Here is a 17,393-nt window from a genome sequence, read left to right on the forward strand (position 1 = left end):
GATCGATACTCGCATGCTGGACGTGCGCACGCCATGACCGGATTACGCTCATTGGTCGTGCGTAGAACCGGCGTCCTGAGCGACATCCGTTTGCTCGTGGGCGCGCCGCCTGCCCTGGCGACACGTCCGATAATGGCTCGTATCGCGGCCGCATTCTTCGCCGTGGTCGGAGTGATGGGGATCGTCGTCTCATCGGTGATTCCCGAGGGGTCCACTGGAAACAGGGGCATCCTGCTCGTCGGTGCAATCATCTCGGTGTTTACCGGTGCCTTGGTGCTCGCCCTCGGCCGCTACCTGAGCGCGCCCGCCCACGCGGGACTTATCGCATTCGCGACGGTCGTGCTCACCTACATGCTCATGGAGGCCCCCGATCCCGTTGTCACCATGGCACTCTCGTGTCTGTATCCCTGCATCGCCTGCCACGCCGCGTTTGTATTTTCGTGGCGTAGCGCTGCGGGTCTCGCCGCATTCGCGTTGCCACTGTGCACATTCGGTGTGACCAGCCGACCCGAACTGGCCTGGTGGGCTGCACTTCTGCCAGTGACATCGACGGTCATCGTGGGGACCGGCGTCGCGATTCTGAGCCGGGTCGCATCGGAGGCCGACATCGATTCGCTCACAGGATTACTCAACAGACGTGGCTTCGACCGCGCACTCACCGCCGTGACTACCGCACCGGGCGCGCCTCCGAAAGTCGCGATGGTGCTGTTCGACCTGGACGAATTCAAAACCACGAACGACAGGTTGGGCCATCGCGCGGGCGACACGATGTTGAAAAACGTCGCCGATCGCTGGGTACAGCAGCTGGGCCGGGACGCGGTGCTGGCCCGGTACGGCGGCGACGAGTTCGGGCTCCTGCTGCCGAACACAACCGAGGCCGAGGCAATCGAGATCGCCGACCGTATGCGTGCCGCCATCGCGACCGACTGCTCGGCCGGAGTCACCTCCTGGCGCCAAGGCGACACGGCATCACTCTTCGTCGGTCGCGCCGATATCGGCCTGTACCGCGCGAAAGCTACCGGCCGGAATCAAACGATGCTGGAATCCTCCCAGCGCCCCGCGGTCGTCACCGAACTGCGCGCGGCACTGGAATCCGGGACCGTCGACGTCCACTATCAGCCGATCGTCGACTTGGCGGGTGCGCGCCGCACGGTCGGGTACGAGGCTCTCGTCCGGTGGTCGTCGAGCGAACAACCAGAACTCACACCGTCCGGACTCATCACCATCGCCGAAGGCAGCGACTTGATCGGCGAACTCGGACGTGCGGTCCTGCACCGCGCGTGCTCTGACGCGAACGTCATACAGCGCGCCACGCCGGATATCGCGATCGTCATCAACGTCAACGTGTCGTGTCTCGAACTCGTCCGCGAGAATTACGCGACCAACGTGCTGAGAATCGCCGCATCGACAGGCTGGCCTGCGAATCAGCTCGTGCTCGAGGTGACCGAGAGCGAGTTGGCCGCGGATTCGGTGCAGGCGATCGCTCAGCTGCAGAAGCTTCGTCGGGCCGGTGTGCGTATCGCGATCGACGACTTCGGCAGCGGATACTCGTCACTCAACAGGCTTGCGGCGCTGCCGTGCGACGTTCTGAAGATCGATCGCCCTGTGATCAGCGACATCCGTTCGGCCCGCCCGATGCTCACGGCTATCGCGGCCCTGAGCTCAGCGTTCGAGCTCGAGTTGATCATCGAGGGAATCGAGTCGACCGAGCAGGAAGAACTGCTTTCCGAGCTCGGCATCTCGCGGGCCCAGGGCTACCTCTACGGACGCCCCCAGTCGCTGGACCAGATCACTACGCCGACCGCCCCAGCTCACAATTCGCCGACGAACCCGACCAGGCGATCGAGGCTCTGACCCCAACCGTCCTCGGCACCGTCCTCCTCTGCCAGGGGTCCTGGGGCGACGAGATGAAACGTCATCGTTGTCTTGTCGCCGGTCTGATCGAAGGTAACCGTCACCACCGACTCGCGCTCGGTGCTGCCGTCGGCGGTCGGGTCACCCCAGGTGAATACGAGACGCTCCGGCTCGACGATTTCGCGATACGTGCCGCTCGTGCCGTACTCCGCACCGCTTTCGTCGGAAACCATTGTCGCGCGGTATTTTCCACCGGGCCGCGGATCGGTCTCGATTGTCGATCGCGGCGTGGTGTAGTTGTGCGGACCCCACCACTTCGTCATCTGGTCCGGATCGAGCCACGCCTTGAAGACCAGCTCGCGGGGGGCTGCGAACTCGCGGACGATGGTGAACTCACGTTCCGATGTGCTCATAACTGCTCCAATATTGTTGGGTTTCAGTAGTTTCCGCTGATCCAGGCCGGAGTCATTCTTGCTGTCCTTCTTGGATTTCCCGGAGATGGTCGTCGAGGCGATCGAAGCTCTCGGACCAGAACTGGCGATAACGCTCCAACCAGTCGGTGGCGCTCGCGAGCGGTGCCGCCTCGAGCCGGCACGGCCGCCACTGCGCGTCTTTCGTTCGGCTGATCAACCCAGCCCGCTCGAGCACCTTCAGATGCTTCGAGACTGCGGGCAGGCTCATTTCGAACGGTTCGGCGAGTTCGGTGACTGTCGCTTCGCCGCGTGCGAGCCGGGCAAGGATTGCCCGTCGCGTCGGGTCTGCGAGCGCCGCAAAAGTGCTGCTCAGTTGATCTGCGGTCACCGTTTCCACCTATTACACCCTTTGGTTAATTAGCCAACAGGTTAAATATAACTCGTACGCAGGAGATGTCAATAGCCTCGTAACAAACACACCTTCGCTAGCCTGTAGTCGAGACCGTGTCGTCCGAAGGAAGCGAGTCGAATGCTCGTCCTAGCACACATAAGCGACACGCATTTCGACGGTGGCAGGCGCGCTGTCCGGCGTGCGGTACGAGTCATGAAGTACCTCAACCGATTACCCGGTCAGCTGGACGCAATCCTCGTCACCGGCGACATCGCCGACAGTGCGGCTGCCGTCGAATACGAGCATGCGCGCGCGGCGCTGCAATCGGATTCCGTACCGATTCTGACCTGCCCTGGCAATCACGACGCGCGCGAGTCCTTCCGGTCCGACTTCCTGCTCGAGGACGGGTCAGGACCCATCAATCGCGTGCATATGGTCGGCGATGCCGTGATCGCAATGTGCGACTCGTCGATTCCCGGCCAATCGGACGGGCATCTGTCCGAAGAGACCCTCGCGTGGCTGCAGACCGTTCTCGACGACGCTCCCCCGACCGCCCCGATCTTCATCGCGCTGCACCACCCGCCGGTGCGGCTGTTCAGCCCGATCGTCGACCCGATTCGACTCGACGCACCCGACGCGCTTGCGACCATCATCGCCAACGATTCGCGAATCGTCGCGGTGCTGTGCGGCCACGCGCATACGGCCGCGATCACGACGTTCGCGGGGGTGCCGCTCATCGTCGGCCCGAGCGTCTCTTCAGTACTCGGACCGGAATGGGAAGGCGATGGCATCACACACGATCCGATCGTCGACTACGCCACCTCGCCGTCGGTCGCGTTCCACGTTCTCGATGACGATCTGAGATTGACGACGCACTTCCGGTCGATCGCCAAACCAGACGCGGGCAAGCGGCGCGGCTTTCGCCGCGGATACTCACCGCACAAACACACCTAGGCGGTTCGCCGATCCCGTTGGTAGGCGGCCGGAGTCGTGCCTTTCCATCGCTTGAACGCATAGATGAACGTCGACGCCTCGGCATAGCCGAGGCTCACCGCGATATCGGAAACCGACATGGGCGTCGTCGAAAGCATCTCTTCGGCGAGCATTTCCCGAACTTCGTCAAGCAGATCGCGATAGCTCGTACCCGCGTCCGTGAGGCGTCGACGCAAAGTTCGGGTGCTCAGGTTGAGTTCGGCGGCAACCTCGTCGATCCCCGCGGGAGCACCGCCCAGCCGAATCAGCTTGTCTCGCACGTCATGTGCGATACCGGTACGGGATCGCCGACGCTCGATCAGGTCCCTGCACTGAGCTTGACACATCGCCCAGGTCGTGGAGTTGGCTTGCGGCAGAGGTTGATTCATCTCGGCGGTCGGAAACGTGAAGATATTCGCTGGCTGCCCGAACCGCGGGATCACACCGAAGCCTTGCAGGAACACGGCGCTGTCGGGCGGTTCCGGAAAGCGAAAGTCCATGCGTTGCAGCGGTAATGCCACGCCGCCGCGCAGATCGCGCATCACACTGTGCATCGCCGACGCGTCTCGCTCCAAAAGGAACTGCCGGACATCCTCGGGGACGCGCTCGTCGTGCAAATGCGTCACGGTGTCGTCCCCCGCAATCGCGGCGACCGGAATGCAGAACGTGAAGCTCAACTCCAGATTGCGCAGGGCGAGCGCGATCGCATCGCCGAGCGTCGGACTACTGACCATTGCAAACCCGAAGATGCCGAACGTCGTTACGTGATAACGCAGTCCCACCTCCACCCCGAGACCTGGCGCCTGACCGATCGCGTCGAGCAAATTTCGCACGACGACCAATTCCGCGCGCGCGTCGACCTGGACGTCCGGCCTATCGAGGTCCGCAGGCGTGACGCCGGAGTTGCGCAGCATCGCATCCGCACTGACACCGCGTTCCGCGGCGAAAGCGGTCAGCAGCGCGATGCTCGCAATGCTGCGCGGAAAGTCCCAATCGAGGACTCCCGGGGCCGGCACGAGCGGGACAGGATCCACCATCCCTCGATTATGGCCGAAAATGTGGATCAACAGTCCGCAGATCCCTTCGCCACGCCAGCCGACCGTCGTAAGTTCGACTGCATACACAACGGAGTGAGGATGTTCATGAGCAGGAAAGCGCAGCCCTCGATACTGATAATCGGGGCGGGGTTCGCCGGCCTCGGCATGGCGATGGAACTCGAACGAGCGGGCTTCACCAATTACACGATCGTCGAGAAGGCGACCGACATCGGTGGCGTGTGGCGTGAGAACACCTACCCCGGCGCCGGCTGCGACGTGCCGTCGCCGCTGTACTCGTGGTCCTTCGAGCCGAAGTCGGATTGGCCCAAGCGCTTCTCCATGCAGGCCGACATTCACGAATACATGCGCACGGTCGCCGACAAATACAACTTGTTCGACAAGATCCGCTTCGGAACCGAGGTCACCGACGCCGAGTTCGACGAAAGCACCTCGCGGTGGACGCTGACGACGAGGGACGGCAGCCACCTGTCCGCCGACCTGCTCATTCCCGCGGTCGGTCAGCTTTCACGTCCAGCAATGCCTCCGATTCCGGGAATCGAATCGTTCGGCGGCGACGCGTTCCACTCTGCAGAGTGGAATCACGACGTCGATCTGACCGGCAAGCGCGTTGCCGTCATCGGAACCGGCGCAAGTGCGATCCAATTCATCCCCGCGATCCAGCCGAAGGTCGCGCACCTCACGCTGTTTCAGCGGTCGGCAGCGTGGATCCTGCCGAAACCGGACGTCGAATACACGCCGTTTCACCACGCGATGTTCAAGTATTTCCCGCCCAGCCGACTGGCCGAGCGGTTCGTCATCTGGTCGATCTTCGACTTTCTCGCGCTCGCCCTGACAGATATTCCGCCGCTCAAGACACCTGTTGTCGCCCTCGCCGATCGGCACCGAGACAAGCAGGTGCCCGACCCCGAATTGCGCGCCAAACTGACCCCGGACTACGCGGCGGGCTGCAAGCGCGGCCTGTTCTCCAACGAGTACTTTCCGGCGCTCGCCCAGCCGAACGTCGCCGTCGAAACGACGTCGATCACCGAAATCACCCCGTCCGGCGTGCGGACCTCCGACGGCACCGAACACGAGGTGGACGTGATCGTCTACGGCACCGGATTCAAGGGCACGGAGTTCCTGGCGCCGATCAACGTGTACGGGCGCGGCGGACGCAAACTCGCCGACGTCTGGGCGCCCGAGGGCGGTCGCGCGTACCTCGGCATGGCGGTACCGGACTTCCCGAACATGATGCTGATGTACGGACCGAACACGAACGTCGGCTCCGGATCCATCATCTACATGCTGGAGTCGCAGGCACGCTACATCCGCCAGGTCGTCGAGCGGCTCGCTACCGAACCGGGCATACAGCTGTCGGTACGGCCCGAGGTGGAGCAAAATTACGACGACAAACTGCAGAAACGGCTCGTCGACACGCCCTGGAACTTCTGCTCGAGCTGGTACCGCAATGCATCTGGCCGCATCACCAACAACTGGCCCGGCGCGACGTTGCTGTACCGGATGTGGACAAGGCAATTCGAAGCCGGCGACTACGTAGTCACGAAAGCGGGACGGTAATGACGAAAGAGACCATCCACTACGACGTTCTTGTCATCGGGTCCGGGTTCGGCGGCAGCGTCAGCGCGCTGCGGTTGTCCGAAAAGGGCTACCGCGTGGGCGTGATCGAAGCAGGCCGGCGCTGGGATCCCGAAGACTTCCCTGCGACGAACTGGAACATCCGTAACTCGATCTGGGCACCGCGTCTCGGTCTCACCGGTCCGCAACGGATCAGCCTGCTCGGCAAGTGCGCGGTGTTCTCGGGCGCCGGTGTCGGCGGCGGATCGCTGATCTACGGCAACACGTTGTACGAGCCGCTGTCCGACTTCTACAAGGACAAGCACTGGGCGCACATCACCGACTGGCGCGACGAGTTGGCACCGTATTACGACCAGGCCAGTCGCATGCTCGGCGTCGCGAAGAACCCGCGGATGACTCCCGCCGACGACGTGATCAAGGAGATCGCGGAAGACCTCGGCGTCGCGGACACCTTCCACGCAACCAACGTCGGCGTCTTCTTCAACGAAGGCAAAGAGGGCCAGGAGGTCTCGGATCCGTACTTCGGCGGTGTAGGACCGGACCGCACCGGGTGCCAGCATTGCGCGCGGTGCTTCACCGGTTGCCCGCACAACTCGAAGAACACCACGACGACCAACTACCTGTACCTCGCCGAAAAGGCAGGGGCGGAGGTCCATCCGCTGACGTCGGCAACCGATGTCCGGCCGCTCGCCGGCGGTGGCTACGCGATCGACACCGAACGTCCCGATCGCTGGATTCGCAAGGGCAAGAAGACTTTCACAGCCGATCACGTCGTTTTCGCCGCCGCGGCCCTCGGGACACAGAAACTCCTGCACAAGCTGCGCGACAACGGCACGCTCCCGAACCTGTCGCCGACCCTCGGTGAGCTGACGCGCAGCAACTCCGAGGCGATCCTGAACGTCGTCAGCCACAAACGGAACGACTTCGCTCAGGGCATCGCGATCACGTCGTCGATCCATCCCGAGGAGAACACCCACATCGAGGTGTGCCACTACGGCGAAGGACAGAACGCACTGTTCCCGATGTCCGTACCGATCGTCGACGGCGGCGCATTCCGCTTCCTACGCTTCCTGCTTGCGATGGTGCTGCATCCGATCGTGTTCGCGCGCAGTCTGAATGCCAGGCACGCATCGGAGCGATCGGTGATTCTGCTCGTCATGCAGTCGCTCGACAACTCCTTGACCTCCTACCTTCGCGGCCGCTTCCTACTGACCAAACAGGGCCAGGGCGAACCGAATCCGACGTGGATTCCGCTGGCGCACGACGTCGGGCGGCGCTTCGCCAAGAAGGTCGACGGCGACACCCACAGCTTGGCGATGGACATCCTCAACATCCCGGCGACCGCGCACTACATCGGGGGCTGCGTAATCGGTGACTCGGCCGAAACCGGCGTCGTCGACCCGTACCAGCGCGTCTACGGCCACCCCGGTCTGCACGTTGCGGACGGCTCGGCAGTCTCCGCAAACCTCGGCGTCAACCCGTCGCTGACGATCACCGCACAGGCCGAACGCGCAATGGCGTTCTGGCCCAACAAGGACGAGGAAGACACCCGCCCGCCCCTCGGCTCCGCCTACACCCGGATCGAGCCGGTGGCCCCGCAGCATCCCGCGGTTCCGGCGGCCGCCGTCGGTGCGCTGCACCTGCCGATCGTGTCGGTCAAGGCCCCCGCGAAGGTAGTCGGCTAGGCGGGCCGCCCAACCTGACTGCCCAGCCGCACCCCGGCTCGGGAGTCGCACCCGAAATAGGGCACTATTTCGGGTGCGACTCCCTAGTCGGGGTGCGGCTCAAGGGGTTTCAGTCGCGCAGTCAGCGGATACGAGATCGCCCAACTCGCCGACCGGCAATTGAATCCAGCCCTCACGCTGAGCAATTTCGCGGTCGGCGTCGTCGGGAATCAGAACCTGGCCGACCGCGACAGCGCGCGCGACAAGTGCCGCGACGACCGCATCGAACGCGTCGTTGTCGGTGCGGAACAATTCGGCGTGCCGGCCGAGGTCGAGCCACGGCGCCGCGGTGAGCACCGCGTTCGTAAGTTCGGCGAACGCACCCGTTCCGGAAGTCTTGTAGCCCTTGTGAATTAGGCCCCACGACCGCAGAGCCGCCGCGGGATAGGCCTCGACCGCGGACCCGTCCGCTCGGTCGACATCGATTCCACGGGCACCCAACAGAGTGAGGATGCCTGCGCACCGGAGCGCAACGTGTCCGATGAGGTCTGCCGAGACGCTCAGCGGAACGATTCCGGTGCGCTCGTGGACCACCCAATCGGTCCGTCGCCTGACGAGAGTTCGCCGGTCGGTGGGGGTTTCGGCGGGTCGGACGGTCGGGTGCATCGCATGATGCGCGGTTACGAGTTCGACGAACGCATCGGGCCAACCGAACGGCGCGTCGATACCGATCCGTTCGGCACCGTGGGCGGCAGCAACGATATCGGCGTCCGTGACGCCCACCTTCAGCTCGACCACGGTTGCCGCCCCGTCCGTCCATGCCACGACAGCCAGCGCGGTTCGCTCACTCCTACCGGCGAGGTCGACACCCACGGTGTGCATAGAGCCTTCGGCCCTTACCAAGACAACTCGTGGCACCGCTTGGCGGTGTCCTCCCCCTCGATCTGCAGGGTGGCGTGTTCGATCTGATAGTCGTGCGCGAGGACGTCCTGCGCCGACCGCAGCACCTCGTCGGGGCTCGCGCCGACGGCAATTGCGAGATGCGCGGAGGCGACTTCCATTCCCGACGTCAGGGTCCAGATATGGAGGTCGTGCACGTCTGCGACGCCCGGCAACTGCTCGAGCGTGGTCGAGATAAGTTCGACGTCGAGCCGGTCGGGGCTGTGCTGGAACAAAATTCGCAACGATCCGCGGGCGAGCACATACGCACGGGGCAACACCCAGAGCCCGATCGCGACGCCGATGATCATGTCCGCATAGAGCCAGCCGGTGGTAATGGTGATCAGTGCGGATACCAGCACGCCGACCGAACCGACGAGGTCCGCGAGAACCTCGAGATATGCACCGCGAACGTTCAGGCTTTCCTCGGCCCCGGACCGCAGCAGGAAGAAGGACACGATGTTGGCGATGAGCCCCGCGCCGCCCGCGATGAGGACGGGAACACCTGGAACGTCCGGCGGCTCACCGAGTCTGATGATGGCCTCGTAGAGCACGTAGCCTGCGACGGCGAACAACAGAATCGCGTTCGCCAGGGCTGCCAGCACCTCTGCCCGGTAGTACCCGAAGGAGCGCGAATGCGTTGCGACGGTGCGCTTTGCGAGCATGATCGCCGCGAGCGCCATGGACAGTCCGACCACGTCCGTCGCCATATGTGCGGCGTCGGAGAGCAACGCGAGCGATGACGTGGCGATCGCCACTATGAACTCCACCGCCATGAACGTGACCCCGATGCCCAGGGCCATGGCGAGGCGGCTCAAATATTTCCCGGATGCGCTTTCCGGAGCTGTCGACGTATGCGAATGATCATGACCCACGCGGATAACATATGCGTACATGCGCATGAATGCAAGCCTGACTTCCCGGTCCCTGGCACACTGAGACAGTGACAACCACGCCGCCCGAAACCGCACCGAGCGGACCGCTGCGTCCGATCGAGCTTGCCACCGGGGCAGTTCTGGGCGGAGTCGCCATCTCGCTTTCCGTGCTGGCGAACCTGATCCCGTTCCTCGGTGCGTTGCAGTTGCTGGCGGCAATACCGATGGGCATCATCGCGCAACGGCATCGAGCGCGTGCGTTCCTCACCGCAACCGTTTGCGCAGGGTTGGTCGGCTTCGTTGCGGGCGGCGTGCCCGCGGTGCTGAGTGTGGCGTCGTGCGCAATTCTCGGCGGCATCGTCGGAACCGTGAAACGACGCGGCGGCGGACTCGCGTCGGTGCTGGTCTATTCGACGATCGCCGGTCTCGGCTCCGGCGCGTTTGCGGTCGGCACATTGCTCGTGTTCTCGACGACGCGCAACCTCCTGTTCGACACGCTGCGCGACACGGCTCGCGGCATCGGGGAATTCGCGGCCAAACAGTCGTTCCTCGCGCCGATCGGCGACGCGTTCGCAGACTTCGTCGAGACGGCACTGCACTACTGGTGGATCTGGATCGGCGCCTCCGTGACGATCGGCACGATTCTCAGCGCGATTTTCGCGTGGTTCCTGCTCGGGGCGGTCATCGACCGCCTGGCCTGGGTGCCGGCCGAAGACCATCTCGACGCACCGAACGACGACCGCACAGTCGCGCCGCTTCCAGTCCAACTGCACGCGGTGAGCTACCGCTATCCCGGCGGCAAGACCTACGCGTTGCAGGGTGTCGAGCTGATCGTGAACGTCGGCGAGTTCGTTGCGGTCGTCGGGCACAACGGGTCGGGCAAATCGACGCTGTCCCGGATCCTCGCGGGCCGCCCACCGACCAGCGGAACCGTCACGCGACCGGGCTCGGCAGGCCTCGGCAAATTCGGTGGCACGGCGGTCGTGATGCAGCGGCCGGAGAGCCAAATTCTCGGCGTTCTCGTCGCCGACGATGTCGTGTGGGGTTTGCCGACCGACACAGAGGTCGATGTCGAGGGGCTCCTCGCCGAAGTCGGTCTCGCAGGTCTGGGAGCACGGGAGACCAGCTCGCTTTCCGGTGGTCAGCAGCAGCGGCTCGCAGTCGCAGCCGCACTTGCCCGCCAGCCGAGCCTGTTGATCGCCGACGAGGCAACCGCAATGGTGGACCCTGCGGGACGACGCGAGCTCGTCGCGTTGCTTTCCGCACTCCCCCAACGCCATTCGATGGCCGTAGTGCTCATCACACATCAGGAGATCGAGGCCGCGGCGGCCGATCGCGTCATCCATCTTTCCGGTGGTCGCGCTGTCGAACACCTGCCGACGTGGCACAGAACCGAGTCGCAGGCGCCGCAGATTTCCGAGCATGCGGGGGAACCGCTGCTCCGGCTCAGCGGTGTCCGGCACACCTATCTGTCGGGGACGCCGTGGGCCACCGAGGCGCTGCACGGCATCGATCTGACGGTCGGCCGCGGCGAAGGCGTGTTGCTCGTGGGCGGTAACGGTTCGGGGAAATCGACCATCGCATGGATCATGGCCGGGCTGATCGACCCGACCGAAGGCACGTGCGAACTGGCGGGCCGGCCGATGACGACGCAGGTCGGGCGAGTCGGGCTCGCCTTCCAGCACTCACGGCTGCAATTGCTCCGCAGGACAGTGGGCGGTGAGATCGCCTCCTGGGGCGGACCGGACGTCGGTTCGGCCCGCGTCGGCCAGGCGCTGGACGACGTCGCCCTCGACCGCATACTCGCGGGCCGCGGAATCGACGAACTGAGCGGCGGGCAGGCCCGTCGCGTCGCGCTCGCCGGGATCCTCGCCAGCAAGCCCCGCCTTGTCGTGCTCGACGAGCCGCTCGCCGGGCTCGACCCCGAGGGGAGAAGAGGCATCATCGATCTGCTCGGATCGTTGCGCAGAAACGGATTGACGCTGGTCGTCATTTCCCATGACATCGAAGGCATGTCGACGGTCTGCAACCGAATCGTGCGCCTCGACGGCGGTCGCGTGGCCACCGACGAACCGAGCCACGCCGGGCAGACGTCATGAGCACCATGTTGCTTCGACGGGTGCCCGGAACGAGCGTCGTGCACAGAATGTGGGCGGGCACGAAGTTGATCACCGTCCTCGTGATCAGCCTGCTGCTCATGTTCATCCCAACGTGGCCGGTGCTGGGTATGATCGCAGCCTTCCTCATCGGCGTCGGCGTCCTGGCGCGAATTCCCTTGCGCGCGTTGCCTCGTCTGCCGTGGTGGTTCTGGGGCCTGCTGTCGCTCGGCGCGGCGATCAACATTCCGGTCGGGCTCGAGTCGGTAGTACGGTACGGCCAGGTCACCGCATTCGGTCTCCTGCTCCTCGCTGCGTCGATGCTGATCGCGTGGACGACGCCGCTGAACGAGATCGCGCCTGCCATGGCGACACTCGGCGCCCCGCTGCGGAAGTTGCGGATCCCGATCGACGAGTGGGCCGTCGCGGTCGCACTGTGCCTGCGCAGCCTGCCGCTCCTCATCGAAGACCTCCGGATCCTGCGTGCCGCGCGCCGGCTCCGGCCGAAACGACGGCCCGACGGCATGCGCAACAACGCCCTGATCGACATCGTCACCGCGGTGATGGTGGTCGCGATGCGGCGGGCGGGCGAACTCGGTGAAGCGATCACCGCACGCGGCGGAACGGGGCAGCTCACCGCTTACCCGTCACGACCCGGCGTGCGTGACGCGATCGCCCTGGTAGCAGTCGGCGTCGTCGCCGCCGGTTGTGTGCTGAGCTTCGTCCTGCTGTGACCAGCTACCCGACCGCACTCGGCGGCACATCGTCGTCGTCCAGGGTGTCGACCGATCGCGGCGATTTGTATCGGTGCAACAGGTCGACGGACAGGCGCTCAGGAACCAGGTCCGAGTAGCCGCTTCCCACTGCCTTCAGATAGAGGTGTGCGCGGGAAAGATCGCGCGTCAAACGCGCGCGCAGCGACTCCTCGACGTCGACGACGCGTTGCAGCCGGTCCTCGATTTCACGGACAACCCATTTGAGATCCTCGGGCCCCACCATTACTCAATTCTGCCCATCTTGCAGCGAACCTTCAACGAGGAGCGGAACCCGCTCCATACAGTCACATCTCCAGTCCCTCGTTGTTCATTACCGGTCGCACTTCCACCGCGCCGACCCGAGCGTCCGGCATCCGCGCCGCAATCTCGACGGCTCGCTCGATCGATTCGCATTCGACGAGGTAGTACCCGGCGAGGTACTCCTTTGCTTCGGCGTAGGGCCCGTCGGTGCTGGAGACGACACCGTTTCGCACTCGGACCGTGCGGGTCAGTTCTGGGTCCGCCAACGGCTCCGAACTGATCAGCTCACCCCGCTCGGCAAGCTCCTCGTCCAGGGCAAAATGCTCCCGCCAGGCCGCGTAATCGTCGTCGGGCGGCTCGTTCCAACTCGTCGGATTGCTGTAGATCAGCACGAGGTACTTCATGGGTCCACCTTTCCGGATCGCGAAATTCCTTCGTAGGAGACGTCGAGACAGCGCGCCCGGTCTCGACGTACCGGTTGTAGTCATGCCCGGATCCAAACCTGACACGCCAGGAGCGCCGAAAATGCCCGCATCGACGGATTCCGTCAGCCACCGCTTGTTGCCACTGCAGGTCGCGTACTTCCTGCAGGGGGTGATGCTGTGGCTGCCTGTCGAGAAGTTGTTCATGACGGAGATCGGCTTCGACGCCGCGAGCATCGGAGTCATGGCGGCAGCGTATGCCGCCGTCGTGCCCCTCATCGAGTTTCCTTCGGGAATTCTTGCCGACCGCTGGAGTAGGCGCGGCGTGCTGATCATCTCGAGCGTCGCGCTCGCCGCAACGGCGCTCATCGGTGGACTCAGTTCGGGCGTTGCCCTGTACGTCGTCAGCGCCCTGGTGCTCGGCATCTATTTCGCGATGTACTCCGGAACTATGGACGCTGCCGTGTACGACACGGTCCTGGAGGAGACCGGGGTCAGCGACACATTCGAGAAGCACCTTGGGCGCATCCGCATGATCAACAGCATTGCGCTCGTGTCGAGTTCGCTTGCAGGCGGCGTTCTTGCGGCCCTGACATCCACTCGCACAACTTATTTCACCACTGTCCCGATCGCGTTGCTGTCGGTCGCAGCGCTGCTGTACTTCGACGAGCCCCGGCTTCATCGCGCAGCGTCTGCAGGATCGCTGAAAGCGCATGTCGCAGTGACCATTCGGACGATCACGCGGCGACGCGCCCTGTTACCGATCCTTGCGCTGGCACTGCTGACCGCGGTCGTGTCCAATGTGCTGTTCGAATTCGGACCACTGTGGCTCGCTGCGCTCGACGCATCACCCGCGTTGTACGGACCGCTGTGGGCAGGCCTCGTGTCGGCACTCGGCATCGGCGGTCTGCTCGCAGCGCGGCTCGACCTGGGCCGCGCCGAGCACGCGGTGCCACTGGTTCTGGTCATGATTACGGCGAGCATCGTCCCAGCGACAGTGCGCAGCATCGCGGCCGTGTCGGTTGCGCAAATCGTGCTCGCGATCGGCGTGATCGCGGCGAGCATCCACGTCACACGATTGCTGCACGACTCGGTGTCCTCGACTGTTCGCACCGGAGTCGCCTCGGGCGTCAGCACGCTGTCGTGGGCAACGTTTCTACCGCTTGCTCTGCTCTTCGGCGTAGTGAGCAGAGATCACGGCGTCTTCACGGCCGGTTGGCTCATCGTGGTGATCGTCGTTGCCGCCGGTGCCCTCCTGATCACCGCCACTCGGCGCACGGTCCGCACCCCGGCCGCGGCAGATTCCGAATCGGAGTCAACGCTTGTCGTCGCTTGATCCGATCGGCTCCGAGATCAGATCCCGGTTCCGCCCGGACAGGATCATCGACATCGCGCTCGCCGGAACGGCCGGCGAAAAGCGGTAGCCCTGCCCGGTGCTGCACCCGAGCTCACGGAGCAACTGCACCTCTTGCACCCGCTCGATACCTTCGGCAACGGTCTCCATGCCGAGGGACTGCGCCAGGCTCACGATGCTGCGGACCAGAGCGGCGTCTCGTCCGGCGGACAGGCCCTTGATGAAGCTGCGATCGATTTTGAGTATGTCCACCGGGAAATGATGCAGGTAGCTGAGCGACGAGTAGCCGGTACCGAAGTCGTCGATCGCGATTCGAACACCGAGTTCCCTTATACCCGTGAGTGTTTCGAGCGTCGCCTCGGAATCGACCATGAGCACGCCCTCCGTCATCTCTAGCACGAGGCTCGACGCGGCAAGCCCAGTTTCACGCAGCACCTCGGCGATGCGCTCGACGAGGTCTGGCTGCAGCAGCTGTTTCGCGGACATGTTGACGTTGACCCGTAGGTCTTGGCGATCGGCCAGGCCCTGCTGCCAGTGCGCGGCCTGTTGGCACGCCGTCCACAGGACCCACATCCCGAGCGGACGGATCAGACCCGTCGATTCCGCTGCCGGTATGAACTGGGCGGGATCGACCAATCCGCGTGTCGGATGGTGCCAGCGCAGTAGCGCCTCCACGCCCGTGATCTCGCCGCTGCACAGCGACACGAGCGGTTGGTAGAAGACCTCGAACCCGTCTGTTTCGATGGCACCGCGCAGGTCCACCTCCAGCCGAACGCGTTCGACGAGCACCTCGTGCATGGCGGGCACGAAGAACGCATAGCTGCCGTCACCGGCCGACTTCGCCTCGTACATAGCAAGATCCGCGTTGCGCAGTAGTTGTTCGCCGCTGACGACATCGTCGGTCAGATCGGCAATTCCGATGCTCCCGCCGAGATGGATTTCACGACCGTCGAGGCTGAACGGCTCACGGAGCGTTCCGGTGATGCGCTCGGCCAGCGCACCGAGATAGCCGCGATCGGGCGAACCCTCCACAAGGACCGCAAACTCGTCACCGCCGATCCGCGCAACGGTCTCGTTCGGACCGGTCCGGTCGGCGATCCGATCGGCGACCTCGCACAGGATCAGGTCGCCGGACCCGTGACCGAGGGTGTCGTTGACTGTCTTGAAGCCGTCGAGATCCATGAACAACACGCTCACGGCACCGGACGAGGAACCCCGTTCGGCAACTGCACGTTCGAGGCGATCGCGGAAGTGTGCACGGTTGGCCATCCCCGTCAGTGCGTCGTGAAACGCCTGATGGACGAGCTGCTCCTCGAGTACTTTTCGATCGCTCACGTTGCGGATGTTGAGCACGATGCCCGCCACGTCAGGGTTGTCGAGGAGATTGGTCAACGTGACCTCGACGCTGCGCCGGTCGGCTTCGCGCACCCAAGTACTCGCGAGCGAATGGATTCGAAGCGGTTCTGCCGCAGTGTATTCGAGGGCTTCCAGAAAGGCTTCGATCTCGGTTGTGTCGCCGATCATCGTCGAGACGGGCCGGCCGATCATCGCCTCGGGCGCCAGGCCGAGGACGCGTCCGCTCGCGTCACTCTGGTAGGTGACCGTCGCGTTCCGGTCCACGACCATGATCACGTCCGAACTGTGGGCGACCAAGGCGGCGAAGCGCTCCCTGCTCGACCGCAACTCTGCGGTACGGGCGGCGACGCGTTCCTCGAGGTGCTTGGTCAGCGAACGGTTCTCGAGCAGTGTCAGCACCTGCCGGACGACGAGGAGGACCACGATCGCCGTCCGAAGCCAGGACACGAATGGATCGACCGTGCCGTTATGGACGAGGTCGATAACGGACGTGACGATCGCACCACCGACGGCCGCGTAGGGCAGCAACATCGGGGTGATTGCCCCTGTCGCCGGGAATCGTTCGGGCTGCGGGGTGTCGGATCCGCGCCACGGCAGCGTGCCGAGCAGTATCGCGATAAAGCCCGCGAACCAGCCGACGTCGAGAAATTCCCCCGTCGCGTAACCACCGACCGCATAGAGATACGCAAATCCGGAGTCGGCAACCGTAATCGCGATCAACCCGAGGCCGACGAGAATGTAGGGCGCGCGGAAGTTCGCCGCGAGGCGCCGTTCGCTCATGCTCGTGTACAGCACGACTGTGATCACGACGACGTCGCCGATCGGATAGGCGAGTGCCACCGCCTCGGCGAACACACTGTCGGCTCCGGCGTCGAACACGGTGCGCAGCACCGCAACCCAGCCGAGCAGCAGGGTCGACGCGGCGACGAGCAAACCGTCGAGCACACTGCGGAAGCGGCCGGCAGTCGTCGCGGCCGCTACGGGCAGCGAAAGCAGCGCCAGGACGGCGAGCGGCGGGAGCGCGAGGAAGCCGATGTCCGCGACGGACGGAAAGGGCAACGCGTCGTGCCGAAAGATCTCCGCATACGACCAGCTGGCCTGCCCGGACCCCCAGGCGAGGGTCGCCATGCTGAGCAGCAACCAGAACCGGCGCAGATCACGCCGGACCGACAACCGATAGCGAACGAAGGCTGCAATTCCCGCCGTATACGCCGCGCACACCTGCCCGACGTTGGACACGATCTGCTCGGTGGAGGTCGGCAGCACGCCGCCGAAGACGCCGACACACCACAACGCGACCACGCCGACGGCACACAGGATGGCCACGTGCTGGCTGGCCAGCGGGCGCATCGATGCGGTCATATGCATAGTATTGCGCGCCATTTGCTCGCGCGACGCGTTGCGGCGC

The 17,393-nt window shown here is 64.5% G+C and carries 15 protein-coding genes; 7 read left to right on the top strand and 8 right to left on the bottom strand.

What is annotated here, in order from left to right; translation table 11 throughout:
• Positions 1-57: 57 nt before the first annotated feature.
• Positions 58-1,854, top strand: coding sequence for a putative bifunctional diguanylate cyclase/phosphodiesterase (locus JGU72_RS05655; RefSeq protein WP_199682712.1), 1,797 nt, complete (start codon positions 58-60; stop codon positions 1,852-1,854).
• Here JGU72_RS05655 and JGU72_RS05660 read toward each other — a convergent pair.
• Positions 1,812-2,267 (bottom strand): SRPBCC family protein, encoded by a 456-nt coding sequence (locus tag JGU72_RS05660; RefSeq protein ID WP_199682713.1) that lies wholly within the window; start codon positions 2,265-2,267, stop codon positions 1,812-1,814. The genes JGU72_RS05655 and JGU72_RS05660 overlap by 43 nt on opposite strands.
• A 52-nt stretch (positions 2,268-2,319) precedes the next feature.
• Entirely contained in the window at positions 2,320-2,655 is a 336-nt protein-coding gene (locus tag JGU72_RS05665) for an ArsR/SmtB family transcription factor (protein WP_199682714.1), read from the bottom strand.
• A 141-nt stretch (positions 2,656-2,796) separates the two neighbouring features.
• Between JGU72_RS05665 and JGU72_RS05670 the strand changes: the two genes are divergently transcribed.
• Positions 2,797-3,612 (top strand): metallophosphoesterase, encoded by an 816-nt coding sequence (locus tag JGU72_RS05670; protein WP_199682715.1) that lies wholly within the window; start codon positions 2,797-2,799, stop codon positions 3,610-3,612.
• Here JGU72_RS05670 and JGU72_RS05675 read toward each other — a convergent pair.
• Positions 3,609-4,667, bottom strand: coding sequence for an AraC family transcriptional regulator (locus JGU72_RS05675; protein WP_199682716.1), 1,059 nt, complete (start codon positions 4,665-4,667; stop codon positions 3,609-3,611). The genes JGU72_RS05670 and JGU72_RS05675 overlap by 4 nt on opposite strands.
• 105 nt (positions 4,668-4,772) lie before the next feature.
• Between JGU72_RS05675 and JGU72_RS05680 the strand changes: the two genes are divergently transcribed.
• Positions 4,773-6,245: a flavin-containing monooxygenase gene (locus JGU72_RS05680; protein ID WP_233531125.1), complete on the top strand. Its 1,473-nt coding sequence runs from the start codon at positions 4,773-4,775 to the stop codon at positions 6,243-6,245.
• Entirely contained in the window at positions 6,245-7,948 is a 1,704-nt protein-coding gene (locus JGU72_RS05685) for a GMC oxidoreductase (RefSeq protein ID WP_199682718.1), read from the top strand. Before JGU72_RS05680 ends, JGU72_RS05685 begins: the two co-directional genes overlap by 1 nt.
• A 99-nt stretch (positions 7,949-8,047) precedes the next feature.
• Here the strand turns inward: JGU72_RS05685 and JGU72_RS05690 are convergent, their stop codons facing one another.
• Together JGU72_RS05690 and JGU72_RS05695 are read right to left on the bottom strand one after the other, a co-directional pair.
• Positions 8,048-8,809, bottom strand: a complete 762-nt coding sequence (locus tag JGU72_RS05690) for a DUF429 domain-containing protein (RefSeq protein WP_199682719.1) — start codon at positions 8,807-8,809, stop codon at positions 8,048-8,050.
• Between the two features lie 14 nt (positions 8,810-8,823).
• Entirely contained in the window at positions 8,824-9,741 is a 918-nt protein-coding gene (locus JGU72_RS05695; RefSeq protein ID WP_307828307.1) for a cation diffusion facilitator family transporter, read from the bottom strand.
• Positions 9,742-9,809: 68 nt separating this feature from the next.
• Between JGU72_RS05695 and JGU72_RS05700 the strand changes: the two genes are divergently transcribed.
• Complete coding sequence (locus JGU72_RS05700) at positions 9,810-11,840, top strand: ABC transporter ATP-binding protein (RefSeq protein ID WP_199682720.1); 2,031 nt, start codon at positions 9,810-9,812, stop codon at positions 11,838-11,840.
• Positions 11,837-12,571 carry a CbiQ family ECF transporter T component gene (locus JGU72_RS05705; RefSeq protein WP_199682721.1) on the top strand — a complete coding sequence of 245 codons (735 nt, stop codon included), beginning with the start codon at positions 11,837-11,839 and terminating at the stop codon, positions 12,569-12,571. Before JGU72_RS05700 ends, JGU72_RS05705 begins: the two co-directional genes overlap by 4 nt.
• Before the next feature lie 4 nt (positions 12,572-12,575).
• Here the strand turns inward: JGU72_RS05705 and JGU72_RS05710 are convergent, their stop codons facing one another.
• Positions 12,576-12,836, bottom strand: a complete 261-nt coding sequence (locus JGU72_RS05710) for a hypothetical protein (RefSeq protein ID WP_199682722.1) — start codon at positions 12,834-12,836, stop codon at positions 12,576-12,578.
• 61 nt (positions 12,837-12,897) lie between these two features.
• On the bottom strand, positions 12,898-13,257 hold the full coding sequence (locus JGU72_RS05715; RefSeq protein ID WP_199682723.1) for a YciI family protein: 360 nt from the start codon (positions 13,255-13,257) through the stop codon (positions 12,898-12,900).
• A gap of 121 nt (positions 13,258-13,378) precedes the next feature.
• Between JGU72_RS05715 and JGU72_RS05720 the strand changes: the two genes are divergently transcribed.
• Positions 13,379-14,611, top strand: a complete 1,233-nt coding sequence (locus JGU72_RS05720; RefSeq protein WP_199682724.1) for an MFS transporter — start codon at positions 13,379-13,381, stop codon at positions 14,609-14,611.
• On the opposite strand, the gene JGU72_RS05725 is transcribed toward JGU72_RS05720, so the two are convergent.
• Positions 14,591-17,347 (bottom strand): putative bifunctional diguanylate cyclase/phosphodiesterase, encoded by a 2,757-nt coding sequence (locus tag JGU72_RS05725; protein ID WP_199682725.1) that lies wholly within the window; start codon positions 17,345-17,347, stop codon positions 14,591-14,593. The two genes, JGU72_RS05720 and JGU72_RS05725, sit on opposite strands and share 21 nt — an antisense overlap.
• Positions 17,348-17,393: the final 46 nt, after the last annotated feature.

It is taken from the genome of Antrihabitans auranticaus (assembly GCF_016481275.1).
In the GTDB taxonomy this organism is placed as follows: domain Bacteria; phylum Actinomycetota; class Actinomycetes; order Mycobacteriales; family Mycobacteriaceae; genus Antrihabitans.

Bases quoted from the DNA above. Each gene is read 5' to 3' on its own strand.
- JGU72_RS05660 (WP_199682713.1), bottom strand. From the start codon at position 2,267: ATGAGCACATCGGAACGTGAGTTCACCATCGTCCGCGAGTTCGCAGCC.
- JGU72_RS05670 (WP_199682715.1), top strand. From the start codon at position 2,797: ATGCTCGTCCTAGCACACATAAGCGACACGCATTTCGACGGTGGCAGG.
- JGU72_RS05675 (WP_199682716.1), bottom strand. From the start codon at position 4,667: ATGGTGGATCCTGTCCCGCTCGTGCCGGCCCCGGGAGTCCTCGATTGG.
- JGU72_RS05680 (WP_233531125.1), top strand. From the start codon at position 4,773: ATGAGCAGGAAAGCGCAGCCCTCGATACTGATAATCGGGGCGGGGTTC.
- JGU72_RS05685 (WP_199682718.1), top strand. From the start codon at position 6,245: ATGACGAAAGAGACCATCCACTACGACGTTCTTGTCATCGGGTCCGGG.
- JGU72_RS05690 (WP_199682719.1), bottom strand. From the start codon at position 8,809: ATGCACACCGTGGGTGTCGACCTCGCCGGTAGGAGTGAGCGAACCGCG.
- JGU72_RS05705 (WP_199682721.1), top strand. From the start codon at position 11,837: ATGAGCACCATGTTGCTTCGACGGGTGCCCGGAACGAGCGTCGTGCAC.
- JGU72_RS05710 (WP_199682722.1), bottom strand. From the start codon at position 12,836: ATGGTGGGGCCCGAGGATCTCAAATGGGTTGTCCGTGAAATCGAGGAC.
- JGU72_RS05715 (WP_199682723.1), bottom strand. From the start codon at position 13,257: ATGAAGTACCTCGTGCTGATCTACAGCAATCCGACGAGTTGGAACGAG.
- JGU72_RS05720 (WP_199682724.1), top strand. From the start codon at position 13,379: ATGCCCGCATCGACGGATTCCGTCAGCCACCGCTTGTTGCCACTGCAG.
- JGU72_RS05725 (WP_199682725.1), bottom strand. From the start codon at position 17,347: ATGACCGCATCGATGCGCCCGCTGGCCAGCCAGCACGTGGCCATCCTG.